We start from the raw sequence: 25,540 nt of genomic DNA, 5'->3' as shown, positions 1-25,540 counted from the left end.
TTACTAAAGATAAGCATCTTTTATGTGGTGTGCCGCCACCAAAAAAGCCGCACCAATCCGTTGATTGATGCGGCTTTTTCACTTCTAAACCACTACGGCTATATAACAAGTCCGGGATTTCCGGTACTTCTCTCATTGTTTGGGGGAAACACAAACAATGTGAGTTGATCAGCAAACCACAATATTCCTACATGGCGGAAGGAAAGGCGGCAATTTACTGTCCGATAAAACCAGGTTGCTGATCGAGTAATACAGTGTATGTGGCATAGCGGCACAGGGAAATAGGACATGTCATCATTATGCGTAACCGTTATGTCAAATGTCCTAACACATATGGTTGCGAAAGACAAAGTTATCCAGATTAGATACTACTGAATAGTACAAATACGACATCTTTCCGCTTTTATGACGATTCTGATGTCGTATAGATAAAAAAGATTTATCAGGTAATCATGCTATGCAGGCGCACTGTACGGCTCAGGGCTTCGTCATCAATAAAGGAAGGCGTGATACCGGCAAACTCTTTAAAGTCACGGATAAAGTGCATCTGATCGTAATAGCCACTGAGATGGGCGATACGGGTCCAGGTGGCGTCAGGATTTATCTCCTTCAGGTGATAGGCTTTACAAAACCGGATCAGGCGGGCATAGCGTTTGGGAGACATACCGGTACGCTCCACACATTTCCGTTCAAACTGACGGACGCTTACACAGGCATCGGAGGCCAGTTGCTCTATCGTGACATTGCCAGCCTGGGCCACCAGATTATCCATTACAATATCTACCGGCAGGGAGGGTTTCAAACGGTATAGTTTCTTCAGCAGGTAAGACTCCACGATACGCACCATCAGGTCCCAGTCATGGGTATTTTCCTGCAGCTGCTCATTGATCTCGTCCACTTCATTGCCCAGCAGCAAACGGGTATCAAAATCCTGTTCATGCATCTCCGGCATAGGGATATTCAGCAGCCGGAACAGGCCACCCGGCTTAAAAGCTACGCCCAGAGCCATATGACGCTGCCCCAGATCCAGCGTTACTGACTGTTCGAGCGGCCCCACGGTCAGCGAAACCGACTTGGTCTGGAATTCATTGTCGTATGCCCGTAGTACCCGGATGGGATCTTTGATATAAAACATAATGTATCGCTGGTACGTAGGCACAAACCTGTACATATTGGAAAGTCCGGGTGACTGGGTAAAGTCAGCTTCATAGATCGTAATGTTGCTCAAAAAATCCTGCAATGCAGGGTGCGGCTTATAAGCTTTCACAGTTGGCCTCATGTCTCGGTATTAAGGTTAAACAAGCGCATACATCAGAACACTTACTAAGAGGTTCCCGGACAAATGTAAACATTAGCGACCATAAAATAAACCGGGTTTCTCTGGTTGTTTCAAAATCATACAAAGTGTCCGGAATCGGACACTTTGTATTTGCAAATTCACAGCAAATACTCCATGGAAGCGGGTTTCACTTTGGCACCCAAGTTGGAACCGAAACGGCAAAATCATTTCCATGGATAAAGTAATTGATGCCGAAGTATTATCCCACAAAAGAAAAAAATTGATCCGCATAGTATCCTTCCTCATTGTAGCGATCATTATTATTATCTTGTTGCTCCGGTCCTTCCTGGCGCAGTCTGTAAACAAATCAGCCATTACCACCGCCGTTGTGGAACGCGGGGATATTTCCAACGCCCTGAATGCCAGCGGTGAAGTGTTACCCGAATTTGAGGAAGTCATCACCAGCCCTATTAACGCCTCCATCCAGAACGTGTTGCTCGACGCCGGTTCTCCTGTGGCAAGTGGCCAGCCTATCCTGAGCCTGGACAAATCAGTATCCCAGTCAGAATACGAAAAACTGAAATTCCAGCTGGAATCCAAGCAGAATGATATTACAAAACTGAAGCTTGAACTGGATAAAAGTTTTTACGACATCAAATCCAACAACAACATCAAACAGCTGCGGATCAACAGTCTGGAAGCCGACCTCGAAAACACCAGACGCCTGTACAAAGCCGGAGGCGCCACCCGCGAAGACGTGGAGAAAATAGAGACCGATCTGAAAGTAGCCAGACTGGAAAAACAACAACTTGAAAACGAAGTAAAAAGCAAGCAGCAAACCATGCAGGTGCAGATGCGGGAAGCTACCATTGCCGCTGCCATACAGCAGAATGACCTCAGTGCACTCGAGCGTAAGCTGCGCCTGGCCAGTATCGTAGCCAACAGAAACGGTGTAATCACCTGGATCAACAAAAACATTGGCACCGCTGTCAAAGAAGGAGAACAGCTCGTACGCATTGCAAATCTCAGCAGCTTTAAAGTCCAGGGAAGTATCTCCGACAACCATATCAATCAGCTCAACAGCGGTATGCCTGTCATCATCCGTATCAATGATAAACAGATCAGAGGTACCGTGAGCGGTATACAACCCACTATCCAGAACGGTATTATTACGTTCAACATACAACTGGAAGAGCGTAATAGTCCACTGTTACGGCCCAACCTTAAAGTAGACGTATTTGTGGTGACCTCCGCTAAAAAAGATGTACTGCGCGTAGCCAACGGCCCTGCCTTCAAAGGCGCCTCCACACAAGACATCTTTGTACTCAACAACGGAAAAGCAGAGAGAAGGACCGTTCATATAGGCCTGAGCAACTTTGATTATGTAGAGATCAAAGACAACGTCAAACCCGGCGATGTAGTAATCACTTCCGACATGAGCTCTTATATCAACTCCAAAGTTATAACCGTTACCAACTGATCATGAAAAAGAAAACAAGCCTTTTCTGTGTCATTCTGTTGCCCCTCACGCTTGCAAAAGGATATGGCCAGTCAGCCGGCGACACCCTCAGACTTACCCTTCAGCAGGTTGTGGAAATGGCCAAAGAGCGTTCCATCGCCTCCCGGCAGGCCGTTACCACCAAAGAAACGAAGTACTGGCAATACAGAACCTTCAGGTCCAACTATCAGCCCCAACTCTCACTTGAGGGTACACTGCCCAACTATAACAAAAACTCAACGCCGGTAGTACAACCGGATGGTACCATCATTTTCCAGTCGGTACATAACAACAACTCAGCCCTGAACCTGTCTTTCAGCCAGACCATTGCCGCCACGGGAGGCACCATCTTCGGCACCACCCAACTGCAGCGCTTTGATGATTTTGACAGGAAAAACACATTGTATAACGGCGTTCCCTTCGGAATAGGCATCAACCAGCCACTGTTCCAGTTCAACAGCCTTAGATGGGATAAAAAAATCGAGCCGCTGAAATACAAGGAGAGCAGGCAGGCATATATCGAATCAATGGAACAGATCTCGATACAGGCAAACACTTATTTCTTTGATCTGCTGCAGGCTCAGGTAAACCTCCAGATTGCCGAAACAAACCTGGTCAACACTGAAAACATATTACGGATTGCCAACCAAAAGTTTGATATGGGCAAAGTGTCGAGGAATGAGATTCTTCAACTGAAACTGGAACAGCTGAAGAATGAGAAAGCTGTAGGTGTCGCCAGGCGTGACATGGAAATAGCCGGCTTAAACCTGCGCTCCTTCATAGGTTGGCAGGACACCCAGTATATCAGCCTCCTGCTACCTGTTACCGTGAGCAATGCAAAGATATCCAGTGATAAGGTACTGAAAGAAGCCTATGACAACAGAAGCGATGCCATTGCTTTTGTAAGGCGTATCACCGAAGCCTTGCGGGACGTAGCCAAAGCAAAAGGTGACAACGGGCTGAATGCCAGTCTGACCGCGCAGCTGGGCTTTACCAAAAGCGGCACCACCATCCCTAAAGTATACCAGTCTCCCAATGAGCAGCAACTGGTATATCTCTCTTTTACCATCCCTATCCTCGACTGGGGCAGGTCCAAATCAAGAACTAAAACAGCGGAGGCTAATCTGCAGTTTGCCACCTACGCAGTGGAGCAGGACAAACAAACCTTTACACAAGCTATTGTTACGCAGGTCACTTTGTTTGAAATGATGAAAAACCAGCTGGTACTGACGGCCAACGCCGACAGTATCGCTACTGAAAAATTCCAGATCGCCAAAGAGCGGTATGTGTTGGGCAACCTGAGTATCACCGACCTTAGTATCGCCTTCCAGGAAAAAGATCAGGCCAAAAGAGATTACATTGGCGCCCTGCGTGATTCCTGGGCTTCCTACTATCAGCTGAGATTCCTCAGCCTGTATGATTTTGATAAAAATGAAAAAATAAAGTATCTGTAATCCATAAAAATCCGGATATTTTACTATCGTTTAAAATATAAAGAAATGATCAGCCTGAAGAATATAGAAAAAGTATATCGCACTGATACCATTGAGACGCTGGCCCTGAACCGTATCAATCTGGATGTCCCCAAAGGCGAGTTTCTATCCATCATGGGCCCTTCCGGATGTGGCAAAAGCACCCTGATGAATATCATGGGATTACTGGATGCTCCTTCACGCGGTGAGATATGGATCGATAGTCAGCAGACCATACATCTTTCCGACGAACAGCTGGCCAGGTTCAGAAACATAAAACTGGGCTTCATCTTCCAGAGCTATCATCTTATCAATGACCTTAAAGTACTGGACAATGTGGAGCTTCCATTGTTGTACCGCAAGTGCAGCGCCAAAGAACGGAAGGCCCTCGCTACCGAAGCACTGGGTAAAGTAGGATTAAGCAACCGCCTGCAGCATTTCCCCACACAACTGTCAGGTGGACAGCGGCAGCGCGTGGCCATCGCCAGAGCTATTGTAGGCAGACCTGAGATCATACTCGCCGATGAGCCTACCGGTAACCTCGACAGTATCATGGGCAATGAAGTAATGGATATCCTCCTGAACATCAACCGTAACGATGGCACCACCATTGTGATGGTCACCCATGATGAAAGCATGGCCAGGAAAACACACCGTCTCTTCCGCCTCTTCGATGGCACCCAGGTATTATAATTTATAGCTAACTGATTTCACATGCTAAGTAACTATTTTAAAATAGCCATCGCCGTACTGAAGAGAAGGAAATTCTTCACTTTCATCAGCCTGTTCGGTATCAGTTTCACCCTGATGATCATCATTGTGCTCACCGCCCTACTGGACCATGTGCTCAGCCCCTCCTATCCCGACGTCAACAGGGACAGGGAACTGTATATCACCGAGGTAAAAATGACTTCCCAGGGCTCTATGAGCCAAAGCCCGCTGAGTTATTACTACTTCAGGCAATACATTTCCAAACTGAAAATACCTGTCAGCATAGCACTCGCTTCAGAGCCACAGGCTACCAATACCTATGTGAGCAACAAAAAGATCGTCATCAATATCAAATATACCAACGACCAGTTCTGGGACGTATTTCAGTATAAGTTTACAGAAGGGAAACCATATACGCAGCAACAGATCGACAACGGTGAAAAAGTGATTGTTATCTCCGAAGATACCCGGAGAAATTATTTTGGTGATGACCAGCATGTAACCGGTAAATACATAGAAACGGACAATGTACAATACCGCGTTATCGGTGTAGTTAAAAATGTGCCGGTAACGCTGCGTTATAACTACGGAGACGCTTTTCTTCCCTATACGGAATCCAAGAGCAACCTGTCTTCTCATGCATATGAAGGTATTTTTATAGCCACGTTGCTGGCCCGCAATAAATCGGACCTGCCCAGGATACAGGAAGAATATCAGCAGATCGTGTCTAAAGTCCAGCTGAACGGACAATACGACAAAGTACAATCCTATGCTGATCCTTACCTCGTGGTCTTTACCCGTCAATCTGTAGCAGCCGATGATGACAGTCAGGATGCAGGCGTGGTGAAAACCTTTTCCGGGGCTGGCGCGCTGCTCTTCCTGTTTTTACTACTACCTACGCTAAACCTGGTCAATATCAATATCAGCCGTATCTCTGAGCGGTCTTCCGAAATCGGTATCCGTAAATCGTTTGGAGCCTCGTCGAAAGTGCTGATCCTGCAGTTTATCGTGGAGAACATCATTCTCACTGTTATCGGCGGTATCCTTGGCGTAGTGCTGGCGGTGGTGGTCATTCAGATATTCAACTACAGCCAGTTTGTAGATAACCTGCATCTCGCTGTCAATTTTACGGTGCTGTTTTACAGCTTTCTCGTATCCCTGATCTTCGGGCTGTTGTCGGGTGTATACCCTGCGTGGCGTATGTCTAAAATGAATGTGGTCACCGCCCTGAAAGCATCCTGAACAAAAAAACTCCCATTATGCTACAACATCTGTTCAAACTTATCTGGAATAAAAAAAAGCATAACTTCCTGATCATGCTGGAATTGTTTTTTTCCTTCCTCGTAATGTTTGCGGTTTTTACACTTGTCATCAACTACTACAAGGCCTACCGTGAACCCAGAGGCTTCGAATATAAGAACGTATGGAACATCACAAGGAATACATCCGGGAGTGAAGACAAGCAGCCGCTTTCGCGGGACTCCGCCATGCTGCTGGAACAGATGGTAAAACAACAAATCCGGTCCATGCCGGAAGTGGAACAAGTAAGTTATACCAGCAATAATACGCCCTACGCCCGCACAAGGATATTTGTGAACAATCTGACCTACGGTAAAGTAAAGACCGTCGCCGACATCTATACAGTGGAAGACAATTATGCAACACTGATGAACATGAAGTTGTTGTCCGGCCGTTGGTTCAACAGAGATGATAACGCTGCAGGCTATACGCCGATTGTCATCAACACAAAACTAAAAGACAAACTGTTCAGGGATGAAGATCCGATCAATAAGGTAATAACGCTTCTTGACAGAAGTTACCGGGTGATCGGTGTAGTGAACGATATGAAGAACAAAGGAGATTATGTGATGCCGGAAAGTGGTTTTTATACCCGCCCCGACTCTACTTTTTATGGTAATAGCAACACGATCCAGGTCAGCGTAAAACCCGGAACCGGCGCCTCTTTTGAAGCACAGCTGTTCAAAACGCTATCGAGTCTGGCAAGGAATGCCAGTATAGAAATTGAGCATCTGGAGAAAAGAAGAGCGGCCAAAAATAAAGAGCAGCTGGTACCGCTGGTTATTATACTGATTGTCACCTTGTTTTTTATCATCAACGTGGCGCTGGGTTTGTTTGGCGTGTTATGGCACAATATCAACAAACGAAGAGGTGAGATCGGGCTGAGAAGGGCCATAGGAGCTACCAAAAAAGATATTGCCTGGCAGCTGATCGGAGAAACGATGGTGCTGTCTACCCTGTCGATGCTGACTGGTTGTTTTTTTGCTATTCAGTTTCCATTGATGAACATCTTTGACCTGAGTACCAGCACTTATTTGCTGGCACTGGTACTATCCATCGTATTTATTTATGTGCTGGTTATCATATGCGCATTGTATCCCGGAAAACAGGCTGCAGATATCTATCCGGCCATCGCGCTGCACGAGAATTAGCGCCGCTGGCAGAAGAATAAAAATGTGTTATCTTTAATTCCATGATATTAATTATCGATGATGATCTTGCAGTAAGGACTTCCTTGCTGCTTCTTTTTCAGCATGAGGGCTACGAAGTGGTGGCTGCATCGCTGCCTGAAGAAGCATTATCCATACTTCATAAGCGTGACATTGCCCTGATTGTGCTGGACCTGAATTTTTCCATCGAAACATCCGGAAAGGAAGGCATGGCACTGCTGCATCGTATCAGGGCGGCGTATCCTTCCATCCCCGTTATGCTGCTCACCGGATGGGGAACCATAGAACTGGCTGTACAGGGGATGAAAGCCGGCGCCAGTGATTTTATCACCAAACCCTGGAGCAATGACCACATGCTGCAATCGGCCAGAACACTGTTGCAACTGCAGCAGGCCAGCACCGAACACCATACCCGCAAACAACTCGATAGTCTGTATAACTTCAATAATATCATCGGAGAAGATCCGCAGATGATATCGTTGCTGGAAACAACCGGCAGGGTGGCGCCTACGGATGCAGCCGTACTGATAACCGGAGAAAGCGGCACAGGCAAAGAACTGATTGCAGAAGCCATTCATCAGAACAGCCTTCGTCATAACAAATCATTCATCAAAGTAAACCTGGGTGGTATTTCCGCATCACTCTTTGAAAGCGAAATGTTTGGCCATGTGCGGGGCGCCTTTACAGATGCCCGCACCGACCGGGCAGGGCGCTTCGAGCTGAGCAATAAAGGAACTATTTTCCTTGATGAAATCGGTGATCTCGATCCGGGTAGCCAGGTGAAACTGCTGCGTGTATTACAGGACCGCACCTACGAAGTGCTGGGCAGCAGCCGCTCCCGTACAGCAGATGTAAGAGTGATATGCGCCACCAATAAAAATCTGCATGAAATGGTGGCCAACGGATCTTTCCGTGAAGACCTCCTGTACAGGATCAACCTGATCAGCCTTCATCTTCCTTCCCTGCGGGAACGCCCCAGAGATATCCCGCTGCTGGCCAACTTCTTCCTCAACAATCTCAGAGAACTCTATAACCGTCCGTCCCTCGCCATGACAGCAGAAGCCCTGAAATGGCTGCAACAGCTGCCACTACCCGGTAATATCAGACAGCTCAAAAACCTGGTAGAACGCTCCGTACTGGTGAGCCGCAAAGATCTGCTGGACATAGAAGATTTCCGTTCCCAGCTGGAACAGTCTCCTGCCAAAAAAGGTTATCTGCAGCTCCCCGAAGTAGGCACGCTTACCCTCGACGAAGTGGAAGTACTGATGATCAAACGCTCACTGGAATTTCACAGGAACAAAATATCCAAAGCCGCAGCCTCACTTGGTCTTACCCGTGGTTCATTATATCGCCGGTTACAAAAATATAACATCCCATATGATGAAACTTCGGACTAAATTCATCCTGTTTGTAGTCATACTTCTTTCCAACATACTGGTATTATCCTACTTCATCCTGAAACAAAACAAACTGCTGTTTCTGGCGTCAGAAGGCTTTGTGCTGATACTGGTACTGATTGCATGGCAGTTATATAAACAGCTGATACGCCCGCTGCAGCTGCTGATGCACGGTACCGAAGCTATCAAAAGCAAAGACTTCAGCATCAAATTCAACCTCACCGGACAATACGAGATGGACGAACTGATAAAAGTCTATAACCAGATGACCGATGAACTGAGGGCAGAGCGAACCAAACAGGAACAACAACATTTATTCCTTGAAAAACTTATCTACACCTCTCCCACGGGAATCCTAATACTGGATTACGATGAAAACATACAACAGGTAAATCCCAGGGCACTCAAGCTGCTTAACGCCGACGCCTCTACGCTGACAGACAAACCGGTAGACAGCCTCTCCCACCCTTTGATGCAGGAGATCAAAACACTGAGATCAGGAGAAACAAGAACCGTTACCCTCAATGGTTCCAGCACCTTCAAATTGCAGAAGTCCCATTTTATTGACAGGGGATTTACCCGTCATTTTATTATGATAGAAGAACTGACCACAGAGATACTGGCCGCAGAGAAAAAGGCCTATGGGAAAGTGATACGTATGATGGCCCACGAAGTGAACAATACGATAGGGCCGGTCAACTCTATTATTCAGACCACCTTAATGTCGGACGGGATCAAAAAAAGTTCTCAGGCAGCGCCTCTGGAACATGCGCTGCAGGTGGCCTTTGAGCGCAATAATAACCTGAGCATATTCATGCGGAATTTTGCAGATGTGGTACGGTTACCGGAGCCACAGCGGGCAGACCTGGACCTGCACGGACTTATCCATTCCCTGTCTGGTTTCCTGGTCACCATGGCCCGGGACAAACACATCGATTTCCGTTATGAGCTGGAAGCCGGTGCTTTTATGATATTAGCCGACAAACGCCAGATGGAGCAGGTACTGATTAATGTGGTAAAAAATTCGATAGAAGCTATCGCAGAAGCAGGGATTATCACCTTTATCACCCATCCCGTCAGCAGACAGCTGATCATCGCGGACAATGGCAAGGGCATCACAGCACAGGACAACGATCAGCTTTTCAGTCCGTTTTACAGCACAAAAAGAGATGGGCAAGGTATTGGCCTTACCCTTGTAAAAGAAGTACTTATCAACCACGGTTTCGAGTTTTCCCTGCAAACACTTCGTCCTGGCCATACGGCCTTTACATTCCGCTTCAGGGAATAGTTATTTTACCGCGCCCATTACTTTTTCAGCGATCATCGGGGAAGTGATGGTACCGGCCACTTTTCTGAAGGCCTCCTTCACCGTTGGCTCGTCAGCGGGTAATTTAGTAGCAATCTGCTCCAGTACTTTTGCTCTCTCCAGCTCGGAAGACAGTTGACCTGTTGCATTAATCAGCGCTATCCAGTGTTCTGATGGCTGATGCTCTTTCTTTGCAAGGAAATACAGGACATCCATCTTACCCAGATCACCACTGATCGTGTTGTTGATCTTTAATGCCCGCACCACCTCATCTGTCATAATCGGCTGAGCCAGTATCAGTTCAAGTGCCTTTGTTTTCTCCAGCCCGGAATGAATGCTTTCCGCAATAGAAAGGGCTGCATTGGCTGTCTGTATGTCACTCATATAACCAGTACGGAACAACTGCAACAGTTTTACTTTTTCCACGTCACCATTGATTTTACCGGCCACCATCTGCGCGATGAGTGTAAGGTCGCTTTGCTGGAGCGAATCTATTTTCAGCAGAAATTCCAGATAGCTGCTTCTCAGTTCATCCGTTCTTGCCGCTGCGGCCTCCCGTAATACAGCAGCACTGCCTCCTTTTTTATAAAGTGCCGGCAGCCTGTTCTTCGCATTAAAGCCATAGACGACCATTTCCCGGAGTGCATCCGCAATAAACGTATTGCGTGCCGCATCGCCCTCCGGACTGTTGCCGGCATCAGACAGTTCATAAGTAATATTCCCCTGTTTGTCGCTGACAGCGGAGAACTTTTTATTGTTCTTTTTATATTTCAGGAAACCTTCCGGAGATATTGTTTTCACAGCTGTTCCCTCTTCATTCAGCTGAATATCGCCCGAATAGGATATCTCCAATGAAACACTGTCGTTGCTGAGGCTGATCGATCCGGAAGCAATGCCATTTTTTTCGGTAGAGGAATAAGAGGTATAGGTATCTCTCTCATCACAGGCAAACAGCAGGGTGAGACCACTCAACGCTATCGCCATTGATATTGATTTTCTCATTAACATGGATTTTATACTAAAATAACTTTTCCGGCATTAATATTACCATCCGGATCATAAAAAAATTGCCATGCAGCAACATTTCCGCCACATGGCAATTTCGGCTACATTACGCCAGCGTTCTGTCCTACGCGTACCGATGTCAGGTACTCGTATTGCGACGGCAGGGTCCTGATTAATTCGTTGGTGCGTTCCCGTATTCTACGGAATGCTTCCAGCGCCCTGGTGCTGTCCATATGCTGCAGAACAGGCAGGCAGTTTTCCGGACTGTAACCCAGCCCCTGCAGCATCACCGCATAGGAGTAGGATTCAAAGCCGTGATAGTTGGGATTGATGTTCCTTGGGTTAGGCAGGCGTACCTTCCACTCTGCCTGACGCTCCTTCAGGTCATCAGATAATTTGAGGTCATGTTTGGTAGCCTTCCAGAAAGGAGTATCATACCGGCTGCTGGCACAGTAGTGCAATGTCAGGAAGTCCCGTACTCCATCGATGCATTCACCGATCGTTTTGTTGTAACGTTTCTGCAATTCAGGAGAGCATTGTTTGTCCGGGAAGTTGGCCACCAGCTCTTCGATACCCTGCTGGATGAAAAAGATACCAGTAGATTCGAGCGGCTCCACAAAGGCGTTGGCCAATCCGATGGCCACGCAGTTTTTCACCCATGCGTTGTGGTTACGGCCTATCCTCATTTTGATCAGGGAGGCGTTGCAGTTATCGGATGCTTTACCTACATGTTTACGGAATTCTTTCTCTGCTTCTTCCGGCGTAATAAATGCGCTGGAGAAAACATAACCGGTACCATCACGGCCGTATAAGGGAATATTCCATACCCATCCTGAGCTCAGTGCGGTAGCACTGGTGAAAGGATTCATACCATCCTTCTCGATATCGCGTGGTACCTGCATCGCCAGCGCAGTATCACAAAGCAGGGATTCTGCAAAAGGAATGAACTGTTCGTTCAGTACCTTGTTGATCAGCATTCCCTTAAATCCGGTACAGTCGATGAACAGATCACCTTCTATTTCACCATGCTCTTTAGTGGTAATGCCAGATATAAAGCCATTTTCGGCCTGTGATACACCTACTACGTCATCGGCTATATGACGTACGCCCTTGCCAATGGCCAGCTCTCTCAGGAAGTTGGCCAGCAGCGCTGCATTAAAATGGTATGCATAAGGATACTGTATCTTCAGGTCGGCCAGCATGTTTTTTTTGAAAGCCCTGTCGGGGGTGAACAGGTCCTGTACTTTTGTGTCAAACACCCTGCCGTCCAGGAATCTGGGGGCGCGTTTGTTGTCGCACAGGGCAGACACCATAAAACTGGAGTAGTCAAAAGCGTCCAGCTGGTCTTTGTGTTTCAGCCACCACTCACCAATATGAAATCCGTCTACGATCTCATACCGTTGGAAAGGATGATAAAAATGTTTTTTTTCTGCGTTCCAATCGACAAATTTGATTGCCATTTTGTAGCTACCGTTGCAATGTGGCATCCAGTCATGTTCTTCCAGCTCCAGGAAGTCGAAGAATAGTTTGATGGTACTGAATGTGGCTTCACCAACACCTACTGTAGAAATATTGGGGGACTCTACAAGTGTTATATCAACATTCTGCCCAAAAACTTTATTCAGATAGGAAGCCGTCATCCATCCGGCAGTCCCACCGCCCACGATGGTAATGTTACTGACTTTGTTACTCATAAGAAGTGATGATTAAAAGAGTTAAGGGGATTGAAAGAAGTAATGAGATGGGTTTTCGTTTATAGTTGATGGTTTACGTTTTATCTGCTATTTCGTGAACAGCGAGTTTTCCGCTCACAAAGGTGATAAGCATCGCTGCAGCATAGCCGCCGCAGTGGGAATTCATTGTAAGTACTTTTTCTTACGGGCTCAGATCATTCAGCAACAACATGGCAGACTTGCCTGAGCACCGGTATAAAAAATCAACAAAGGACGTACAGCAACAGGGCACGGTAACGCTCGTACGCTGATCATCTCCTTATAAATTCTCTGGAAAAAAAGAAAAAAAATGAAGATCTTGTCCGGGATCATCAACTTGCAACATATGTCTACACGAAGAAACTTTTTGCTGCAGGCCTCTCTGGGCCTGGCAGCCACCTCCTTTTCACCCTTAATGGCTGCTGCCGGCAGGAAATCCGACACCACTCCCGCCAAAGACAGGCTCTCTGTAGGCGTAGCGGGATATACCTTTGCCCAATTCAGCCTGGACCAGGCCATCAGCATGATGCAACGGACCAACATCCGGCATATTTCCGTCAAGGACATTCATCTTCCTCTTAACAGCAGCCCGGAAAAAATACAAGAGGTATTAGGTAAATTCAAGGATGCAGGCATTAACGTGTATGCTGTAGGCGTTATCTATATGAAAACCCGGCAGGCAGTAGATGAAGCCTTCGCTTATGCCCAAAGAGTTGGCGTACCCATGATTGTAGGGGTTCCCACACCGGAACTGCTGGACTATACAGAAGAAAAAGTAAAGGCCACCAACATCCGCATCGCCATCCACAACCACGGTCCGGAAGATGCCCTGTATCCCGGTCCTGAAAATGCCTGGAAACATATCCGGAACCGCGACGCGCGCATGGGCTTGTGCATCGACATCGGCCATGCTACCCGTGCGGGCGAAGATCCAGCCAAAGCTGTACTGGCTTACAAAGACCGGGTATTCGACCTCCATCTCAAAGATGTAACACAGGCATCCAAAGATGGTAAGGCCACCGAAATAGGCAGAGGCGTCATCCGCTTCGATCAGCTGGCAAGCGCATTGGAAAAAATAAAATATAAAGGCATCTGCAGCATAGAGTATGAGAAAGACATGGCAGATCCACTGCCCGGTATCGCAGAATCTGTTGGCTATTTCAAAGGGGTCGTTAACACAGTAAAATAATCATTCCGGCAATGCCGGTATCGACAACAAAGGCACCTGCGAATTATAAGCAAGCTCCTTCGATATACTCTTGTGAAAAATGGAAGAGATAAAAGAATGTTTCTTCGGAACCGTCACAATCAGGGATGCATGATGCTCCCGTGAAAACTCGAGCACGCCTTCCACTACATTGTTACCGTTCATATAATGGAAAGTGGGATTGTATTGCTCCAGCAAGTCATGCAGCTGGGAAATCTGCTCTTTTGTTTCCGGGGAATACTTTTCTTCGGAAACAGGTTCCACATTTACTACATGCACTTCCGGCTTAAACAGGTCCAGGAAATGATACAGCTGTTGGGCAGAGGATTTTGATATGTTCCGCAGGTCCGTAGAAAAGATGATGCTTTTGATATCTTTACCTACGATAGCGTCTTTAGGCACTACCAGTACCGGGTATTCGCTCGTTTTCATCACCTGGGAAGTATTACTGCCCATAAAAAAATGTTCCAGGTTCGATTTCCCTGAAATACCCATCACTACCAGGTCTACCTCCTTCTCTTTACAGAGTTTGTTGAGATGATCGGGCAGATAGGTTTCTTCCGCCAGCAGGTCATACTTGATATCTGCATCTATCATAAGGCGCAGCTGGTCCTGGATAGCGGCCAGTGACTCCATGTTCTCCACGTAAACGAGATTATCCATTTTGGGTGTCGGCACAGGAAATTCGGAACCAGCTATAATGGTCCTGTATGCGTGGTAAAGGATGATCCGCTCTACTTGCAGCTTGTTCGCCAGGTTGCTGGCGTATTCTGCCGCCCGGAAGGCAGCGTCCGAAAAATCGGTCAGTATCAGCATCGATTTCATAATAGCTTCATTCAATGTGGCGGAAATAGGGATTGAACAATTGGCCGGCCCAATCCCTGTTTATGTGTCAATGATGGTCCACTCTGAAAGACACTTTACAGATCAGTCCATAGGTGGAGATCTTCCCGTCTTTTACATGCACTTTCAGATCTTTTATAAAAACGGAGTCTACATTGTGCACCGTTTTGGACACTTCCTTCACCGCGTTCTGAATAGCATCATCAAAACTTTTTTCGGAGGAAGCAATAACCTCAATCACTTTTACGATACCCATAACAAAGATTTTAAGGTGAAACAATACAGCATTTGTACATGGAACAAACAATCTAACTGTTTGTTCAACTGCTTTCCTGTGAAGGGTTTGAGGCTTTAAGCGGACAGGCAAAACCTGATACAGAATGTGCAATCCACGCTACAGTAAAAGGCTGTGTCAGCAATTGGTTTTATTGTGAATCAATCGCTTGCCCAAACAGCAGATACGGCATGGTTCTTTTACCTCATTTAATAGCGTTTCTGAAAAGGGGTGGTTTGGAATGAAAACAAATCTGAGATGAAACCCTAATAACCTGAACTGGATAATACCAGCGTAGGGAAGCAGGAAACACGAAGGAGGCACTGGAGAAACCGGCGCCTTCTTTTTTTGTCCTGATTTAATACCTATCTTACGGGTTTGATTTTTTTAATCTAAACCCTGTACTCATGAAAAAACTGTGGATGGCCTGTGCCCTGTTGTTGCCCGCTTCTCTCTATGCCCAAACCGCAACACTCGTTCCTCCCGCTAATATCAGTTATGCCGGATTGGAAAAAAACCTGTTCTTTTACGCCAATACTCGTTGTAAAGTAACACAGACAGGCAGCAACCAGCTGGACCTCAACAAACTTTTTGACGGAAGATATGACCCTTCCTATACGAGTGCTCCTTCTGAGAGTGACCCTACTGTCATCACGATAGAAGGCTTTCAGGCACAACATACCCAGCGACTCGCCTACATCGGATGGACTACCCGCTACTGGGCTCCTGTCCATTTTAAAATTGAAGGTTATGATATGAGCGGCCCCGGCTGGGTAACACTCGCGGAGGTGACTAACCACGCTGCCGGTGAATTCATCAAGGATATTGCTTCCATCCCGGGTTTATACGGCCTGTTCCGGTTTACTTTTTATACTGGTAGCGGTCCCCAGGGGCAACTGGGTATTTCAGAATTATTTTATCTGAACGGAGAGGCTGCACAGGCCTATGATGGGCTGATGGTCCGGTATGATGCGGCCAACAATGTGACGATGGGCAGTAAGCTCCGCCCTTCCAATCTGAATGTGAATGGACAGGTCAATACCAACAGAGTAAAAGTCACCCAGGATAGCTGGGCCGATTTTGTGTTTGACCCCGCCTACACGCTGCCATCATTACCAACCGTGGAAAAGTTCATTCAGGACAACCAGCACCTGCCCAACATTCCCTCCGCAAAAGAAGTAACTGATAAAGGGCTGGACCTGGGCGATATCAGTGCCCGGCTGCTGCAGAAAATAGAAGAACTGACCCTCTACATGATCGAACAGCATAAAAAAATCGAAACCCTGACAAAAGAAAATCAAGCCATGGGCGAAAAGATCCAACAACTGCAAAATGAGCGCAGCACTAGATAATTTCAAGTCGTTTTGACAGAAATCGTTTATTATCAATACCTTAATCCTGAAAATATTTCATTTTCGTGTAGGATTAAGTGTTATATTAGTTCGATAAAATATTACCGGCAGACTTTTTGATACTAACCCGGCTCATAGACCAATGATCAGCTTATAACTTATGAATGCTATGTTACCAACAAAATAGGTTTAACCCTGATTCAAACGCTGTTCCATGACCGCCATTACTTATGCCATCAATAACAGATGAACAACTATTACCATTATTCCTTTGACCTCTGGTTAACACTGATCAGATCAAACCCTTTCTTTAAACGGGAAAGAACAAAGTTTTTTTTTGATCATTTTAACCAACAGCATAAATCACTGGAAGAAACAGACCGGATCTTCCGCAGGATTGACCTTATGACGAATGCCATCAACGAAAAAACCGGTGGTAATCTCGAAGCGGAAGAACTGTATCTGATGGTGATCAGTGAGATGAATGACCACCGGTATGATTTTGAGAAGATAGACCTGCAGGCGCTTTACGGAGAAATGGAATCACTGGTAATGAAATATCTGCCGACGGTATATTGTTCTGCTACCATTAACGTATTGCGTACACTCAAAGCAAGACAGGGCTGTACTCTCAGCCTGCTGAGCAACACCGCCTTCATCAAAGGCCGTACGCTGAGACGGGTGCTGCAGGAACTGGAACTGGACCGTTACCTCGATTTTCAGTTGTATTCAGATGAAAAGGGGATGTCTAAACCGAATAAGCAGTTTTTCCGCATGATGCTGGATCATATTGCCAGCGCCAGAAACGGGGAATTACTGGCTCCCGGGCATATAATTCATATAGGCGACAACGTGAAAGCAGACATTCAGGGAGCCAGTGCCATAGGTATCCATACCTTATTGGTCAACTCCAACAATCAATGTATTTCAAGTTTACTGAACTGATGAAACAGACCTATTCATTGCACAAAATCACCGATGCCAGCGATTTCGGATTCTGTCCGGATGACTATAGCCGTTTTAAATTCGGAGACGACGCGGTAGCTGCAAAATTCGGTATCAGTCTGGCAGATGGGTTTATAGCACATCACCTGTCAGGACGCTCCATCCCGCAACTGGTGGTGGTATCCAGCCCCTATGCCTTTATCCCTACCGCCACCTTTGCCATGAAAAACCATTTCGTTTTCCGGCTCAACAGGTGGCTGGCAACCAACGGCCATCCGGTACTGCAGGAAACCAAAGTACACCGTACCATCACCTACAAGGAAGATTACGGTGAACTGGATGCGGAGCAACGATTGAAACTGATCGGTAACGATTCTTTTCATATAGACCGGGAATTCCTGGCCGGCAAAACGATCCTGTTCCTCGATGATATCCGTATCACCGGCGGACACGAAAGAATGATCCTCAAAATGGTGGAAGCCTATCAGCTGACCAACGAGATGTATATGCTCTATTTCGCTGAATTGCAGAACCATAACATACATCCCAACATTGAGAACTATCTCAACTACCATTATGTGAAGTCTGTCTTCCACCTGGAAAAAATCATTCAGGACGAACATTTCTGTATCAATACCAGAATTGTAAAATATATTCTCAATTACGATTTCGATTCATTTTGTATTTTCCTGCAGAATCAATCGGACAAGTTCATTCATCTTTTGTATGATATGGCGCTAGGCAATGGTTATCATACTATTGAAGCCTATCAACGGAATCTTCATTATATTAACAGCTATATATTTCATAGAAAACATAAAAGCATAGAACATGGCAATTAATTTGCAAAAAGGACAACGGCAGGCAATTAATGCTCCCAAATTTACGATTGGACTCGGCTGGGACACCAACGCCTCTTCTACCGGCACCAGCTTCGACCTGGACGCTTCCATCTTTGTGATGGGCGAAAACAAAAAGATCCTGTCCGACCAGCACTTTATCTTTTACAACAACCTCGTTTCCCCTGATGGTGCAGTAGAACATACCGGCGATAACCTCACCGGTGAAGGCAGCGGCGACGACGAACAGATTAAAATAGACTTGTCTAAAGTAGATCCCCGTGTTACCGAAATATGTGTGGTAGTAACCATCCACGAAGCGGAGAACAGAAGGCAGAACTTCGGCCAGGTAAGAAACTCCTATGTGCGTGTATTCGACTCCGTTACCAACGAAGTGATACTGAAGTATGAGCTGGAAGAAGACTTCTCCATCGAAACAGCCGTGGAGTTTGGCCGTATCTACAAACGCAACGATGAATGGAAATTCGAAGCCGTTGGCGTAGGCATGAAAGGCGGATTGCAGGACTATCTGAACAAATACAACTAATCATTAACACAACGAATAACACAACGATATAATGGCTATTAATCTTCAAAAAGGACAGCGCATCAGCCTCGAAAAAAGCAACGGCGCCAAACTGCAGCATATCTGTGTAGGCATCAACTGGGGCGCCATTGAAAAGAAAGGTCTTTTTGGCCTGTCCAAATCTAAGGAAGCCGTAGACCTCGACGGCAGCTGCGCATTGTTCAATGAACAAAAACAGCTCCTGGACGTGGTATATTTCGGCAACCTCCGTTCTAAAGACGGGGCCGTACAACACAGCGGCGACGACCTGACCGGCGACATGAATGGCAACGACGGCCTGGATAACGAAGTGATCACCCTCGACTTCTCCCGCCTCGACAGTACCACCAACTACGTTGCTTTTGTGCTCAACAGCTTCAGAGGTCACGATTTCGGCACCATCCCGTTCGCTTCCATCCGCATCTATGAAGGCTCACCTTCCCGCGTAAACGAAGTATTTGCCACCTACGACATCGCCAGCGGCCCCGGTTTCGCCGGTCACGTGTCTATGGTAATGGGCGTTTTCTACAAAAAGAACGGTGAATGGAAATTCAACGCCATCGGTGAACCTACCCGCGACAAAAAACTGCCGGAAACAGTAGATACTGTTGCAAGGCAATACCTGTAGTCCTTACCTTTGTAATGCTATTACTTTTTAATCTGATACCTTATGGAAGCAAATCCTAATGTTACCGATCAGGCACTCACCCCCGTAAGACTGGACAAAGACGGCAATGCCAACCTGTCCAACATTACCCCGGCAGAGACCCAGAAGTACAACGAGCTGAATAAATCACTGGTTACCACCGATGTGAACTCTGTCCTGAACTACGGGGCCGAAGCACAGAACTCCATGGAACGTTACAGCAACGAATTCCTGACTTCTGTACGCACCTACAATTCAGGTGAAGTAGGCGGTTTGATCAACGAACTGCTCTCTGAACTGAATTACATCGACGTGGATGAGCTGAACCAAAGCGGCTTTAAAAGCTTCATCTCCAAAATGCCTTTCCTGAAAAAACTGGTCGTCGACGCCCAGAAACTCTTTCAGAAATATGATACCGTTATCAATAATATTGATAAAATCACCAATAAAATCAAGGCCGGACGTATCAACTCCCTGAAAGACAACAGCTCCCTGCAAACCATGTTCGACAGCAATGTCAACTACATCAAGCAGATGGAAGACCTGATCATTTCAGGACAGCTGAAACTCAATGAGCTGAGTGAAAAACTCGCTCAGATGGAACTGAACGCCGCCAACTACAACGACTACGAAATCGCCGACCTGAGAGATTTCATCAGCCGCCTCGATAAAAGGCTGGCCGATATGAAAATAGTGCGCTTCATCATGTTGCAGTCACTCGCTCAGATCAGACTGGTACAGAATAACAATACCTCTATCGCAGAAAAAGCGCAGTCCATCATCTCTACCACCATCCCTGTCTGGAAAAACCAGCTTACCATCGCGGTAGCGCTGCAAAGACAGAAAGCTAACGTAGAGATGCAACGCAAAATCTCCGATACCACCAATACCATCCTGCAAAAAAATGCAGACCTGCTCAAACAGAACAGTATTGAGGTTGCAAAAGAAAACGAGAAGACAGTGGTGTCTATCGAAACACTGAAAAGGACCACCCAGTCACTCATCGAAACGTTGCATGAGGTGAAGAAAATCCACGACCAGGGCGCTGAAAGCCGTAAAGTGCTGAATAGCGAACTGCAAAACCTGGAAACAGAGCTGAAGAAAAATGTAACTAACGTTAGCTAATCGTGTAAAAGTAATGGAGGATAACCTGGCAATTATTTTAAATGAATCAAATAAAACTATCAGCAAACTACAATTGCTGTCCGCTTTTTTTGAAGAGGAGATTATTTACAAAATATATCTCCGAAGCCAGGTTGTCCATAAATTATTTGAAACCAATCCCGAGCTGGACATCAATAAGCTCGAACTGTTCCACCTGCAGTATACCGCTTCTGCCATCGAACTGCTGAAGAAAATCAAATCCGCTAACGAAAGGAATGTAAGCCTTATCTACGACGAGATACAGCTCAACAGGGAAATGATGGAGAAACTCAACAGCTCCGTCTTTTCTGAAAAAAACTATACGCTCGACAAACAGAAACAAGCACTGAAAATCAATCTGTCGCTGCGGAGACTGTACCAAACACTCTCCGACAACACCGATGAATATCCTTTCTCCAAAAATATCAACGCCTTCAGCAGCCGGTTCTCGCAGGACTTCTATTATGATATCACGGCCGACCAAATGTCGGCCCTTATCACCTACGAACCCGACGACGTCTATAAAAACAGTCATGCCACCATCCAGAAAAAACTAATGGGGCTGCTGTGTAAAACAGATTTCAAAACCGAATTTTTCTGCGGACTCAAGTCCGGCAATATGATCGCGGAAGTATACCGCTTCCTGACACTGGACCGCCAGTTTCTTTTTCTTCCTTCCAGAAATCTTTTCCTGCTCTGCGACCTTTCCGCTATCACCGATATCGACTGGTCCAATACCTTATCTAAAAAAGCAAAGCTCACACAGGAAATGGCCGACAAAAACGATCAGCTGGAAAGTAAGGCCAATCTTATCAAAACGGCCCTCCCCGATCACGTGAAGGCACTTCTCCACGAGTACTACGACAAAATCTCTGATGTTGATTTCCTACAGAAAATCGGCAGCTTCGATGTACAAACCAACATCCTCCGGACTATGCTCAATACCGACGGCCTGTAATCTCCCTTAAAAAAAATTGCATCAGCCCGAAGACTGATGCAATACTGTTTTATTAAAGTTAATTATAAATCTGAATCAACTTTCGCTTAAATCTCCACTCATCAGGAGCATCATCCACATCACATGTATCACCGTTACTTTTTGTCCAGTTCAGCGGTGTTACCTCTCTTAGGCACATTCAGCAGAGCAGAAGTAATGATCGGAATAACGAACACGCTCACTGTCAGGATGGAAGTCCATACGTCTGCGATGTGGCTTTCCAGGAACTCTGTCAGCGGAGAATGCGGGTTGTAGTGTTCGTACAGAGACAGAGACAGTTTCACACCCAGGATAGCGATCACGATATAGGCCGCTGTTTCCAGGAAAGTGAATTTGGTCATCAATCTTACAAAAGCCTGCGCTACAAAACGCATGGCCAGGATACCGATAAATACACCCAGGCAAACCAGCAGGATATTATCAGTAAAAGCTACTGCAGCAAAAATATTATCGATAGAGAAAGCCATGTCCATCAGCTCCACCAGCGCCACAGTGGCCCAAAAGGGACCAATAGCACCTACAGTAACCTTGTACAGCCAGTTCTTTTCCTTGTCAATGGATTCCTGTTCTTCTTCTTCCCCATTTTCTTTTTTACGTTTGGCTCTCTGGTCTTTCACCCAGCTGAATACCAGATACAGCAGGTATAATCCGCCCAGTGCTTTCAGCCACCAGAACTGGATCAGGAAAGAGGCAAACAACATAGCGAGTCCGCGGAACAGATAAGCACCAATAATACCGTATTTAAGAGCACGGTCACGTTGTTTCTCGGGCAGGTCCATTACCATAGTAGCCAGTACTGCGGCATTGTCTACCGAAAGCAGGCTTTCAATAATAATCAGGTTCCCGACCACGATCAGGGAAGGGATAGGATTGTCGATAATTTGTTGCAGTAAATCAGCAAAATTCATTTCAGTGTGTTTTTATAGGTTCTTATTTGTTCGCCATTGTAATGATCACTACCCTGCCACCTTCTTCTCTGGACAACAGGAGCTTTTTACCATCTGTCAGTTCCACCATCGTGCCAGGTGGTATTTCCTTGTCTTCTGTCAGGTCTTTCAGGGAGTTTAGTTTTTGGTTGACCAGCACCCATTTGCCCTGGTAAAAAGTGAAATATCCTACCGGTACTTTTTGTTCCGCAGCGAGTCTTTCATTGCGGATGATGTTCCGGTTGACATGCCATGGAAACAGGTATTGGTTATGATACACCATCAGCCGGTGGTTTTCCGGCTTCCATACGGTAGGTTTAAATTCGTAGTATAAGTCGAGCACCGGCAGTGTTCCCTGATGCGGGGTACCGCAGAAAGGGCATTTGGGAGAAAAGGTATTATCGAAAACATACCATTTCTGTTCGCAAGCCGCATTGCTGCAGGGCTGCATCAGGTCGGTGGTTTTCAGCAGTGCCTGTTCCCACATTTCGGCCGGTGGCCGATTGTTGGGCTGATGCAGGCCGGTTATAAAAGCCTGATCAAACAGCTCTTTCAGATACGGGCCGGTAGTGGTATACGGCAATTTGCTGACATCGGCCCAGGGCAGTTCTTTTGGATTCAGCTGGTTAAGCTTAGGTCTGTTGGACGTGTCCTGCGGATGCTCCACAAACAGGGCTTTTTCGCCCATAGACAACAGATCATCTTTTTCTGTATCGAGATCATGCACCTTGCCACCTTTCAGCGGATGCCGGTACAACAGATACATATAGATCATAACGGCCAGCGCATGCAGATCTGTGAGCCTGTTAGGCAGTTTCCTGTTGGGATCTTTTACATCCAGGTGTTTGGTGGCCAGTACTTCCGGCGCAATAAAATCGGCAGTGCCAATCACATCAGGCGGAAAAAGACCAGGTACCACCAGTCCGTCTATATCAATGATGGCAGCCGATTTGCTCACCGGATCTACCAATACGTTTTTATAAGAGAGGTCGGAATGGGCCAGCCCTGCGGCATGCAGACGCTTTACACCTCTGGCGATGTTTACGCAGACCTGGAAATAACTTAACCAGTTGCCCAGCTCCGTTTCATCGAGTCGCAGTGCAAACTGTTTATTTCTGAATTTAGGAGAAGCAAACCATTTACCTTCTTTCTCTTTACCCCTGATCAGATCGCTGGTAGCATATCCTTTTTTGAAAAAGAAATTCTTGTTGTAACTAGGCACAATGAGGCCTACCTTTTTGTCCAGCTCCACCATATCGGTAGGCCAGCAGTAAAGGTCTTTGTAATAGTCGCCGCCTTCACGGTTGAAGAAACTGTTGTAGTATTCTGTTACTATTTTTCTTAATCTTTCTTTGGAGCTGAAGTCCTGTTCATCTCTGTAGAACGCCACTACATAAGACTTATCGGGGCTGAAGTACACATCTTTCATTCCACCACGCATAGGTTCTCCATTATCAATATACTGATATGATTTACCGGGATGTATGACAGAATGGACCGTTTTTGTGTTCATGTTCGTTGTACGTTACCTAATGAATATGCAGTTAGCTGACGATCATCAAAGTTCTGTCGTCGTGATTGCCCGGGCTCCAGAAGTCGAGCCAGGCAGACAGACTTCTGGCGGCTTCAGGACTGGCGATACCTGTTGGCACCACTGTGTTCTCCGGATTTTTTCCGCCCAGGTCGGCCAGGAATTCTTTCCAGGTGTCGATTTTCTCCAGGTTGGCTTCCACCACGAATTTAGGATCGTAGATACCGTCTGTCATCAGCATCAGATAAGAGAAGTCTGGTACCAGTTTAAAACCGAAGCGCGTGGGAAATTTATCGCTGGTAAAGATTTCCGGCATAGTAATGAACCGGGTACCGCCGCCAAATTCTCCTACGTCGAGCCGGTTCATCAGCGTGATCTCTGAACAGTCCCTGTTAAGCAGCCCGATAGGGCAGTCTCCAACTCCAAAGCTCATAATGACATAGCCAAAAGCATATTTCTTCAGCAGCACAAATATAAGGGTGGAATGAAGATCTTTTATGGAAACCTGTTGATTGGCAGCAAATTCTTCCAGTTTTTTATGAACGGTAAAAGCGGCTTTGCCCAGGTTATCGTATACAAAACGGGTAATTTTTTTCTGTGTATCAGTGCCGGTACCCGCCACATGTTCTTGTAACAGCGCATCAAAATCGCCAGAGGGGACGGTATTAAAATACTGTTCAAAATACTGCACAATACCGGTACAAGCCAGGCGGGCGCCTTCTCTCGACAGTTTGGCACTACCGGCTCCGTCGGCCACTGCCAGCACACTCCAGCCCGAAGGTTCAAAATACCGGAAGGCATAATCATCATCCCGGAAAGAGCCCACATTCGCATGACTGCGACCGCGTTTGGAGGCCACCGTCACAAAACGATCGCCCAACAGGGCTGATTCAGCCACACTGTCCGGTTTCCAGAAAGGGGCTGCCTGATCGCCTGGAATATCCTTCCATAACGACTTGGGATCGGGATTGATCACCAGCGGGATCAGTTTTTCATTGGGCGCGGTGCCCTCTCCTGCTGTTGCCAGGCGGAACTTCAGTTTCAGGCGGATATCACCACTTTTTACTGGCGTCCCCTGAATTTCACCGGTCTGCGGATTGTATTGCAGCCCGTATTCCTCCAGCCCTTCCATGGCCGACCAGGAGATGTCTGTCCAGTTGAGCTGCCGGAAGTCCAGCCGGGCCTGATAAGGCTTGCCGGCCGTGGCATTCGGGATGACCACCTGTTGCTGCTGTATATCTACCAGCCTGGATTTATATTGCCATGTATCCATGAGTTTTTGTTGATTTTCCAGTATCTGTTGGGCCAGACGCTGGTTCTGTTCATCATTCACAAATGTCTCGAACAATTGGTCCTTGCTGCTGGTAATGATAATGTTTTTGGCAGCAAACAATTCGCGGATATATTTTTTTCCCATTTATTAT

At 46.5% G+C, this 25,540-nt stretch carries 23 protein-coding genes and 1 riboswitch; of the genes, 15 read left to right on the top strand and 8 right to left on the bottom strand.

What is annotated here, in order from left to right:
- Positions 1–442: 442 nt before the first annotated feature.
- Positions 443–1,279, bottom strand: a complete 837-nt coding sequence (locus tag DF182_RS26240) for a helix-turn-helix domain-containing protein (protein WP_113618723.1) — start codon at positions 1,277–1,279, stop codon at positions 443–445.
- 232 nt (positions 1,280–1,511) lie between these two features.
- Here DF182_RS26240 and DF182_RS26235 point away from each other — a divergent pair, with 232 nt between their 5' ends.
- Genes DF182_RS26235 through DF182_RS26205 form a run of 7 tightly spaced genes read left to right on the top strand, consistent with a single transcriptional unit; the run spans position 1,512 to position 10,113 of the window.
- Positions 1,512–2,759, top strand: coding sequence for an efflux RND transporter periplasmic adaptor subunit (locus DF182_RS26235; protein ID WP_113618722.1), 1,248 nt, complete (start codon positions 1,512–1,514; stop codon positions 2,757–2,759).
- Positions 2,760–2,761: 2 nt separating this feature from the next.
- The gene (locus DF182_RS26230) at positions 2,762–4,231 is read left to right on the top strand and encodes a TolC family protein (RefSeq protein ID WP_113618721.1); all 1,470 of its coding nucleotides are present in this window, start codon (positions 2,762–2,764) and stop codon (positions 4,229–4,231) included.
- Between the two features lie 45 nt (positions 4,232–4,276).
- A complete protein-coding gene (locus DF182_RS26225; protein ID WP_113618720.1) occupies positions 4,277–4,942 on the top strand; it encodes an ABC transporter ATP-binding protein in 666 nt (221 codons plus the stop codon).
- A 21-nt stretch (positions 4,943–4,963) separates the two neighbouring features.
- Positions 4,964–6,202, top strand: coding sequence for an ABC transporter permease (locus tag DF182_RS26220; RefSeq protein ID WP_113618719.1), 1,239 nt, complete (start codon positions 4,964–4,966; stop codon positions 6,200–6,202).
- 17 nt (positions 6,203–6,219) lie between these two features.
- Positions 6,220–7,410: an ABC transporter permease gene (locus tag DF182_RS26215; RefSeq protein WP_113618718.1), complete on the top strand. Its 1,191-nt coding sequence runs from the start codon at positions 6,220–6,222 to the stop codon at positions 7,408–7,410.
- A gap of 41 nt (positions 7,411–7,451) precedes the next feature.
- A complete protein-coding gene (locus DF182_RS26210; protein WP_113618717.1) occupies positions 7,452–8,825 on the top strand; it encodes a sigma-54-dependent transcriptional regulator in 1,374 nt (457 codons plus the stop codon).
- On the top strand, positions 8,806–10,113 hold the full coding sequence (locus DF182_RS26205) for a sensor histidine kinase (RefSeq protein WP_245957565.1): 1,308 nt from the start codon (positions 8,806–8,808) through the stop codon (positions 10,111–10,113). Before DF182_RS26210 ends, DF182_RS26205 begins: the two co-directional genes overlap by 20 nt.
- Here the strand turns inward: DF182_RS26205 and DF182_RS26200 are convergent, their stop codons facing one another.
- Together DF182_RS26200 and DF182_RS26195 are read right to left on the bottom strand one after the other, a co-directional pair.
- A complete protein-coding gene (locus DF182_RS26200; RefSeq protein ID WP_147243554.1) occupies positions 10,114–11,133 on the bottom strand; it encodes a hypothetical protein in 1,020 nt (339 codons plus the stop codon).
- A gap of 104 nt (positions 11,134–11,237) precedes the next feature.
- Complete coding sequence (locus DF182_RS26195; RefSeq protein ID WP_113618715.1) at positions 11,238–12,830, bottom strand: tryptophan halogenase family protein; 1,593 nt, start codon at positions 12,828–12,830, stop codon at positions 11,238–11,240.
- A 364-nt stretch (positions 12,831–13,194) separates the two neighbouring features.
- Between DF182_RS26195 and DF182_RS26190 the strand changes: the two genes are divergently transcribed.
- Positions 13,195–14,037: a sugar phosphate isomerase/epimerase family protein gene (locus tag DF182_RS26190; protein ID WP_113619738.1), complete on the top strand. Its 843-nt coding sequence runs from the start codon at positions 13,195–13,197 to the stop codon at positions 14,035–14,037.
- Here the strand turns inward: DF182_RS26190 and DF182_RS26185 are convergent, their stop codons facing one another.
- Positions 14,038–14,880: a universal stress protein gene (locus DF182_RS26185; protein WP_113618714.1), complete on the bottom strand. Its 843-nt coding sequence runs from the start codon at positions 14,878–14,880 to the stop codon at positions 14,038–14,040. It lies immediately after the preceding gene.
- 67 nt (positions 14,881–14,947) lie between these two features.
- Positions 14,948–15,154 (bottom strand): dodecin family protein, encoded by a 207-nt coding sequence (locus tag DF182_RS26180; RefSeq protein WP_113618713.1) that lies wholly within the window; start codon positions 15,152–15,154, stop codon positions 14,948–14,950.
- Between the two features lie 234 nt (positions 15,155–15,388).
- A riboswitch (TPP riboswitch) is annotated at positions 15,389–15,490 on the top strand.
- Positions 15,491–15,579: 89 nt separating this feature from the next.
- On the opposite strand from DF182_RS26180, the gene DF182_RS26175 reads away from it, so the two are divergent.
- The 7 genes from DF182_RS26175 (at position 15,580) to DF182_RS26145 (ending at position 21,620) form a co-directional block, all read left to right on the top strand.
- Positions 15,580–16,524: a SlyX family protein gene (locus tag DF182_RS26175; protein ID WP_147243553.1), complete on the top strand. Its 945-nt coding sequence runs from the start codon at positions 15,580–15,582 to the stop codon at positions 16,522–16,524.
- Positions 16,525–16,770: 246 nt separating this feature from the next.
- Complete coding sequence (locus tag DF182_RS26170; RefSeq protein WP_113618711.1) at positions 16,771–17,469, top strand: HAD family hydrolase; 699 nt, start codon at positions 16,771–16,773, stop codon at positions 17,467–17,469.
- A complete protein-coding gene (locus tag DF182_RS26165; RefSeq protein WP_211327213.1) occupies positions 17,445–18,311 on the top strand; it encodes a phosphoribosyltransferase family protein in 867 nt (288 codons plus the stop codon). The genes DF182_RS26170 and DF182_RS26165 overlap by 25 nt, the downstream gene beginning before the upstream one ends.
- Positions 18,301–18,855 carry a TerD family protein gene (locus DF182_RS26160; protein ID WP_113618710.1) on the top strand — a complete coding sequence of 185 codons (555 nt, stop codon included), beginning with the start codon at positions 18,301–18,303 and terminating at the stop codon, positions 18,853–18,855. Before DF182_RS26165 ends, DF182_RS26160 begins: the two co-directional genes overlap by 11 nt.
- Positions 18,856–18,886: 31 nt before the next feature.
- Positions 18,887–19,501 carry a TerD family protein gene (locus DF182_RS26155; RefSeq protein ID WP_113618709.1) on the top strand — a complete coding sequence of 205 codons (615 nt, stop codon included), beginning with the start codon at positions 18,887–18,889 and terminating at the stop codon, positions 19,499–19,501.
- A gap of 42 nt (positions 19,502–19,543) precedes the next feature.
- A complete protein-coding gene (locus DF182_RS26150) occupies positions 19,544–20,644 on the top strand; it encodes a toxic anion resistance protein (protein ID WP_113618708.1) in 1,101 nt (366 codons plus the stop codon).
- A 13-nt stretch (positions 20,645–20,657) separates the two neighbouring features.
- Entirely contained in the window at positions 20,658–21,620 is a 963-nt protein-coding gene (locus tag DF182_RS26145) for a hypothetical protein (RefSeq protein ID WP_113618707.1), read from the top strand.
- Between the two features lie 134 nt (positions 21,621–21,754).
- Here the strand turns inward: DF182_RS26145 and DF182_RS26140 are convergent, their stop codons facing one another.
- Genes DF182_RS26140 through DF182_RS26130 form a run of 3 tightly spaced genes read right to left on the bottom strand, consistent with a single transcriptional unit; the run spans position 21,755 to position 25,533 of the window.
- Positions 21,755–22,567, bottom strand: coding sequence for a TerC family protein (locus tag DF182_RS26140; protein ID WP_113618706.1), 813 nt, complete (start codon positions 22,565–22,567; stop codon positions 21,755–21,757).
- Between the two features lie 22 nt (positions 22,568–22,589).
- Entirely contained in the window at positions 22,590–24,098 is a 1,509-nt protein-coding gene (locus DF182_RS26135; RefSeq protein WP_113618705.1) for a helix-hairpin-helix domain-containing protein, read from the bottom strand.
- 31 nt (positions 24,099–24,129) lie between these two features.
- The gene (locus tag DF182_RS26130; RefSeq protein WP_113618704.1) at positions 24,130–25,533 is read right to left on the bottom strand and encodes a PP2C family serine/threonine-protein phosphatase; all 1,404 of its coding nucleotides are present in this window, start codon (positions 25,531–25,533) and stop codon (positions 24,130–24,132) included.
- Positions 25,534–25,540: the final 7 nt, after the last annotated feature.

It is taken from the genome of Chitinophaga flava (assembly GCF_003308995.1).
GTDB lineage: Bacteria > Bacteroidota > Bacteroidia > Chitinophagales > Chitinophagaceae > Chitinophaga > Chitinophaga flava.
Note: the sequence above shows the minus strand (reverse complement) of the source record. Positions and strands in the feature narration are given on the sequence as shown.

Excerpts from the sequence above, each read along its gene's own strand:
- DF182_RS26165 (WP_211327213.1), top strand. The coding sequence starts at position 17,445 with ATGTATTTCAAGTTTACTGAACTGATGAAACAGACCTATTCATTGCAC.
- DF182_RS26170 (WP_113618711.1), top strand. The coding sequence starts at position 16,771 with ATGAACAACTATTACCATTATTCCTTTGACCTCTGGTTAACACTGATC.
- DF182_RS26130 (WP_113618704.1), bottom strand. The coding sequence starts at position 25,533 with ATGGGAAAAAAATATATCCGCGAATTGTTTGCTGCCAAAAACATTATC.
- DF182_RS26240 (WP_113618723.1), bottom strand. The coding sequence starts at position 1,279 with ATGAGGCCAACTGTGAAAGCTTATAAGCCGCACCCTGCATTGCAGGAT.
- DF182_RS26135 (WP_113618705.1), bottom strand. The coding sequence starts at position 24,098 with ATGAACACAAAAACGGTCCATTCTGTCATACATCCCGGTAAATCATAT.
- DF182_RS26190 (WP_113619738.1), top strand. The coding sequence starts at position 13,195 with ATGTCTACACGAAGAAACTTTTTGCTGCAGGCCTCTCTGGGCCTGGCA.
- DF182_RS26220 (WP_113618719.1), top strand. The coding sequence starts at position 4,964 with ATGCTAAGTAACTATTTTAAAATAGCCATCGCCGTACTGAAGAGAAGG.
- DF182_RS26195 (WP_113618715.1), bottom strand. The coding sequence starts at position 12,830 with ATGAGTAACAAAGTCAGTAACATTACCATCGTGGGCGGTGGGACTGCC.
- DF182_RS26230 (WP_113618721.1), top strand. The coding sequence starts at position 2,762 with ATGAAAAAGAAAACAAGCCTTTTCTGTGTCATTCTGTTGCCCCTCACG.
- DF182_RS26175 (WP_147243553.1), top strand. The coding sequence starts at position 15,580 with ATGAAAAAACTGTGGATGGCCTGTGCCCTGTTGTTGCCCGCTTCTCTC.
- DF182_RS26180 (WP_113618713.1), bottom strand. The coding sequence starts at position 15,154 with ATGGGTATCGTAAAAGTGATTGAGGTTATTGCTTCCTCCGAAAAAAGT.
- DF182_RS26145 (WP_113618707.1), top strand. The coding sequence starts at position 20,658 with ATGGAGGATAACCTGGCAATTATTTTAAATGAATCAAATAAAACTATC.
- DF182_RS26235 (WP_113618722.1), top strand. The coding sequence starts at position 1,512 with ATGGATAAAGTAATTGATGCCGAAGTATTATCCCACAAAAGAAAAAAA.
- DF182_RS26200 (WP_147243554.1), bottom strand. The coding sequence starts at position 11,133 with ATGAGAAAATCAATATCAATGGCGATAGCGTTGAGTGGTCTCACCCTG.
- DF182_RS26160 (WP_113618710.1), top strand. The coding sequence starts at position 18,301 with ATGGCAATTAATTTGCAAAAAGGACAACGGCAGGCAATTAATGCTCCC.
- DF182_RS26185 (WP_113618714.1), bottom strand. The coding sequence starts at position 14,880 with ATGAAATCGATGCTGATACTGACCGATTTTTCGGACGCTGCCTTCCGG.
- DF182_RS26210 (WP_113618717.1), top strand. The coding sequence starts at position 7,452 with ATGATATTAATTATCGATGATGATCTTGCAGTAAGGACTTCCTTGCTG.
- DF182_RS26205 (WP_245957565.1), top strand. The coding sequence starts at position 8,806 with ATGATGAAACTTCGGACTAAATTCATCCTGTTTGTAGTCATACTTCTT.
- DF182_RS26140 (WP_113618706.1), bottom strand. The coding sequence starts at position 22,567 with ATGAATTTTGCTGATTTACTGCAACAAATTATCGACAATCCTATCCCT.
- DF182_RS26215 (WP_113618718.1), top strand. The coding sequence starts at position 6,220 with ATGCTACAACATCTGTTCAAACTTATCTGGAATAAAAAAAAGCATAAC.
- DF182_RS26150 (WP_113618708.1), top strand. The coding sequence starts at position 19,544 with ATGGAAGCAAATCCTAATGTTACCGATCAGGCACTCACCCCCGTAAGA.
- DF182_RS26225 (WP_113618720.1), top strand. The coding sequence starts at position 4,277 with ATGATCAGCCTGAAGAATATAGAAAAAGTATATCGCACTGATACCATT.
- DF182_RS26155 (WP_113618709.1), top strand. The coding sequence starts at position 18,887 with ATGGCTATTAATCTTCAAAAAGGACAGCGCATCAGCCTCGAAAAAAGC.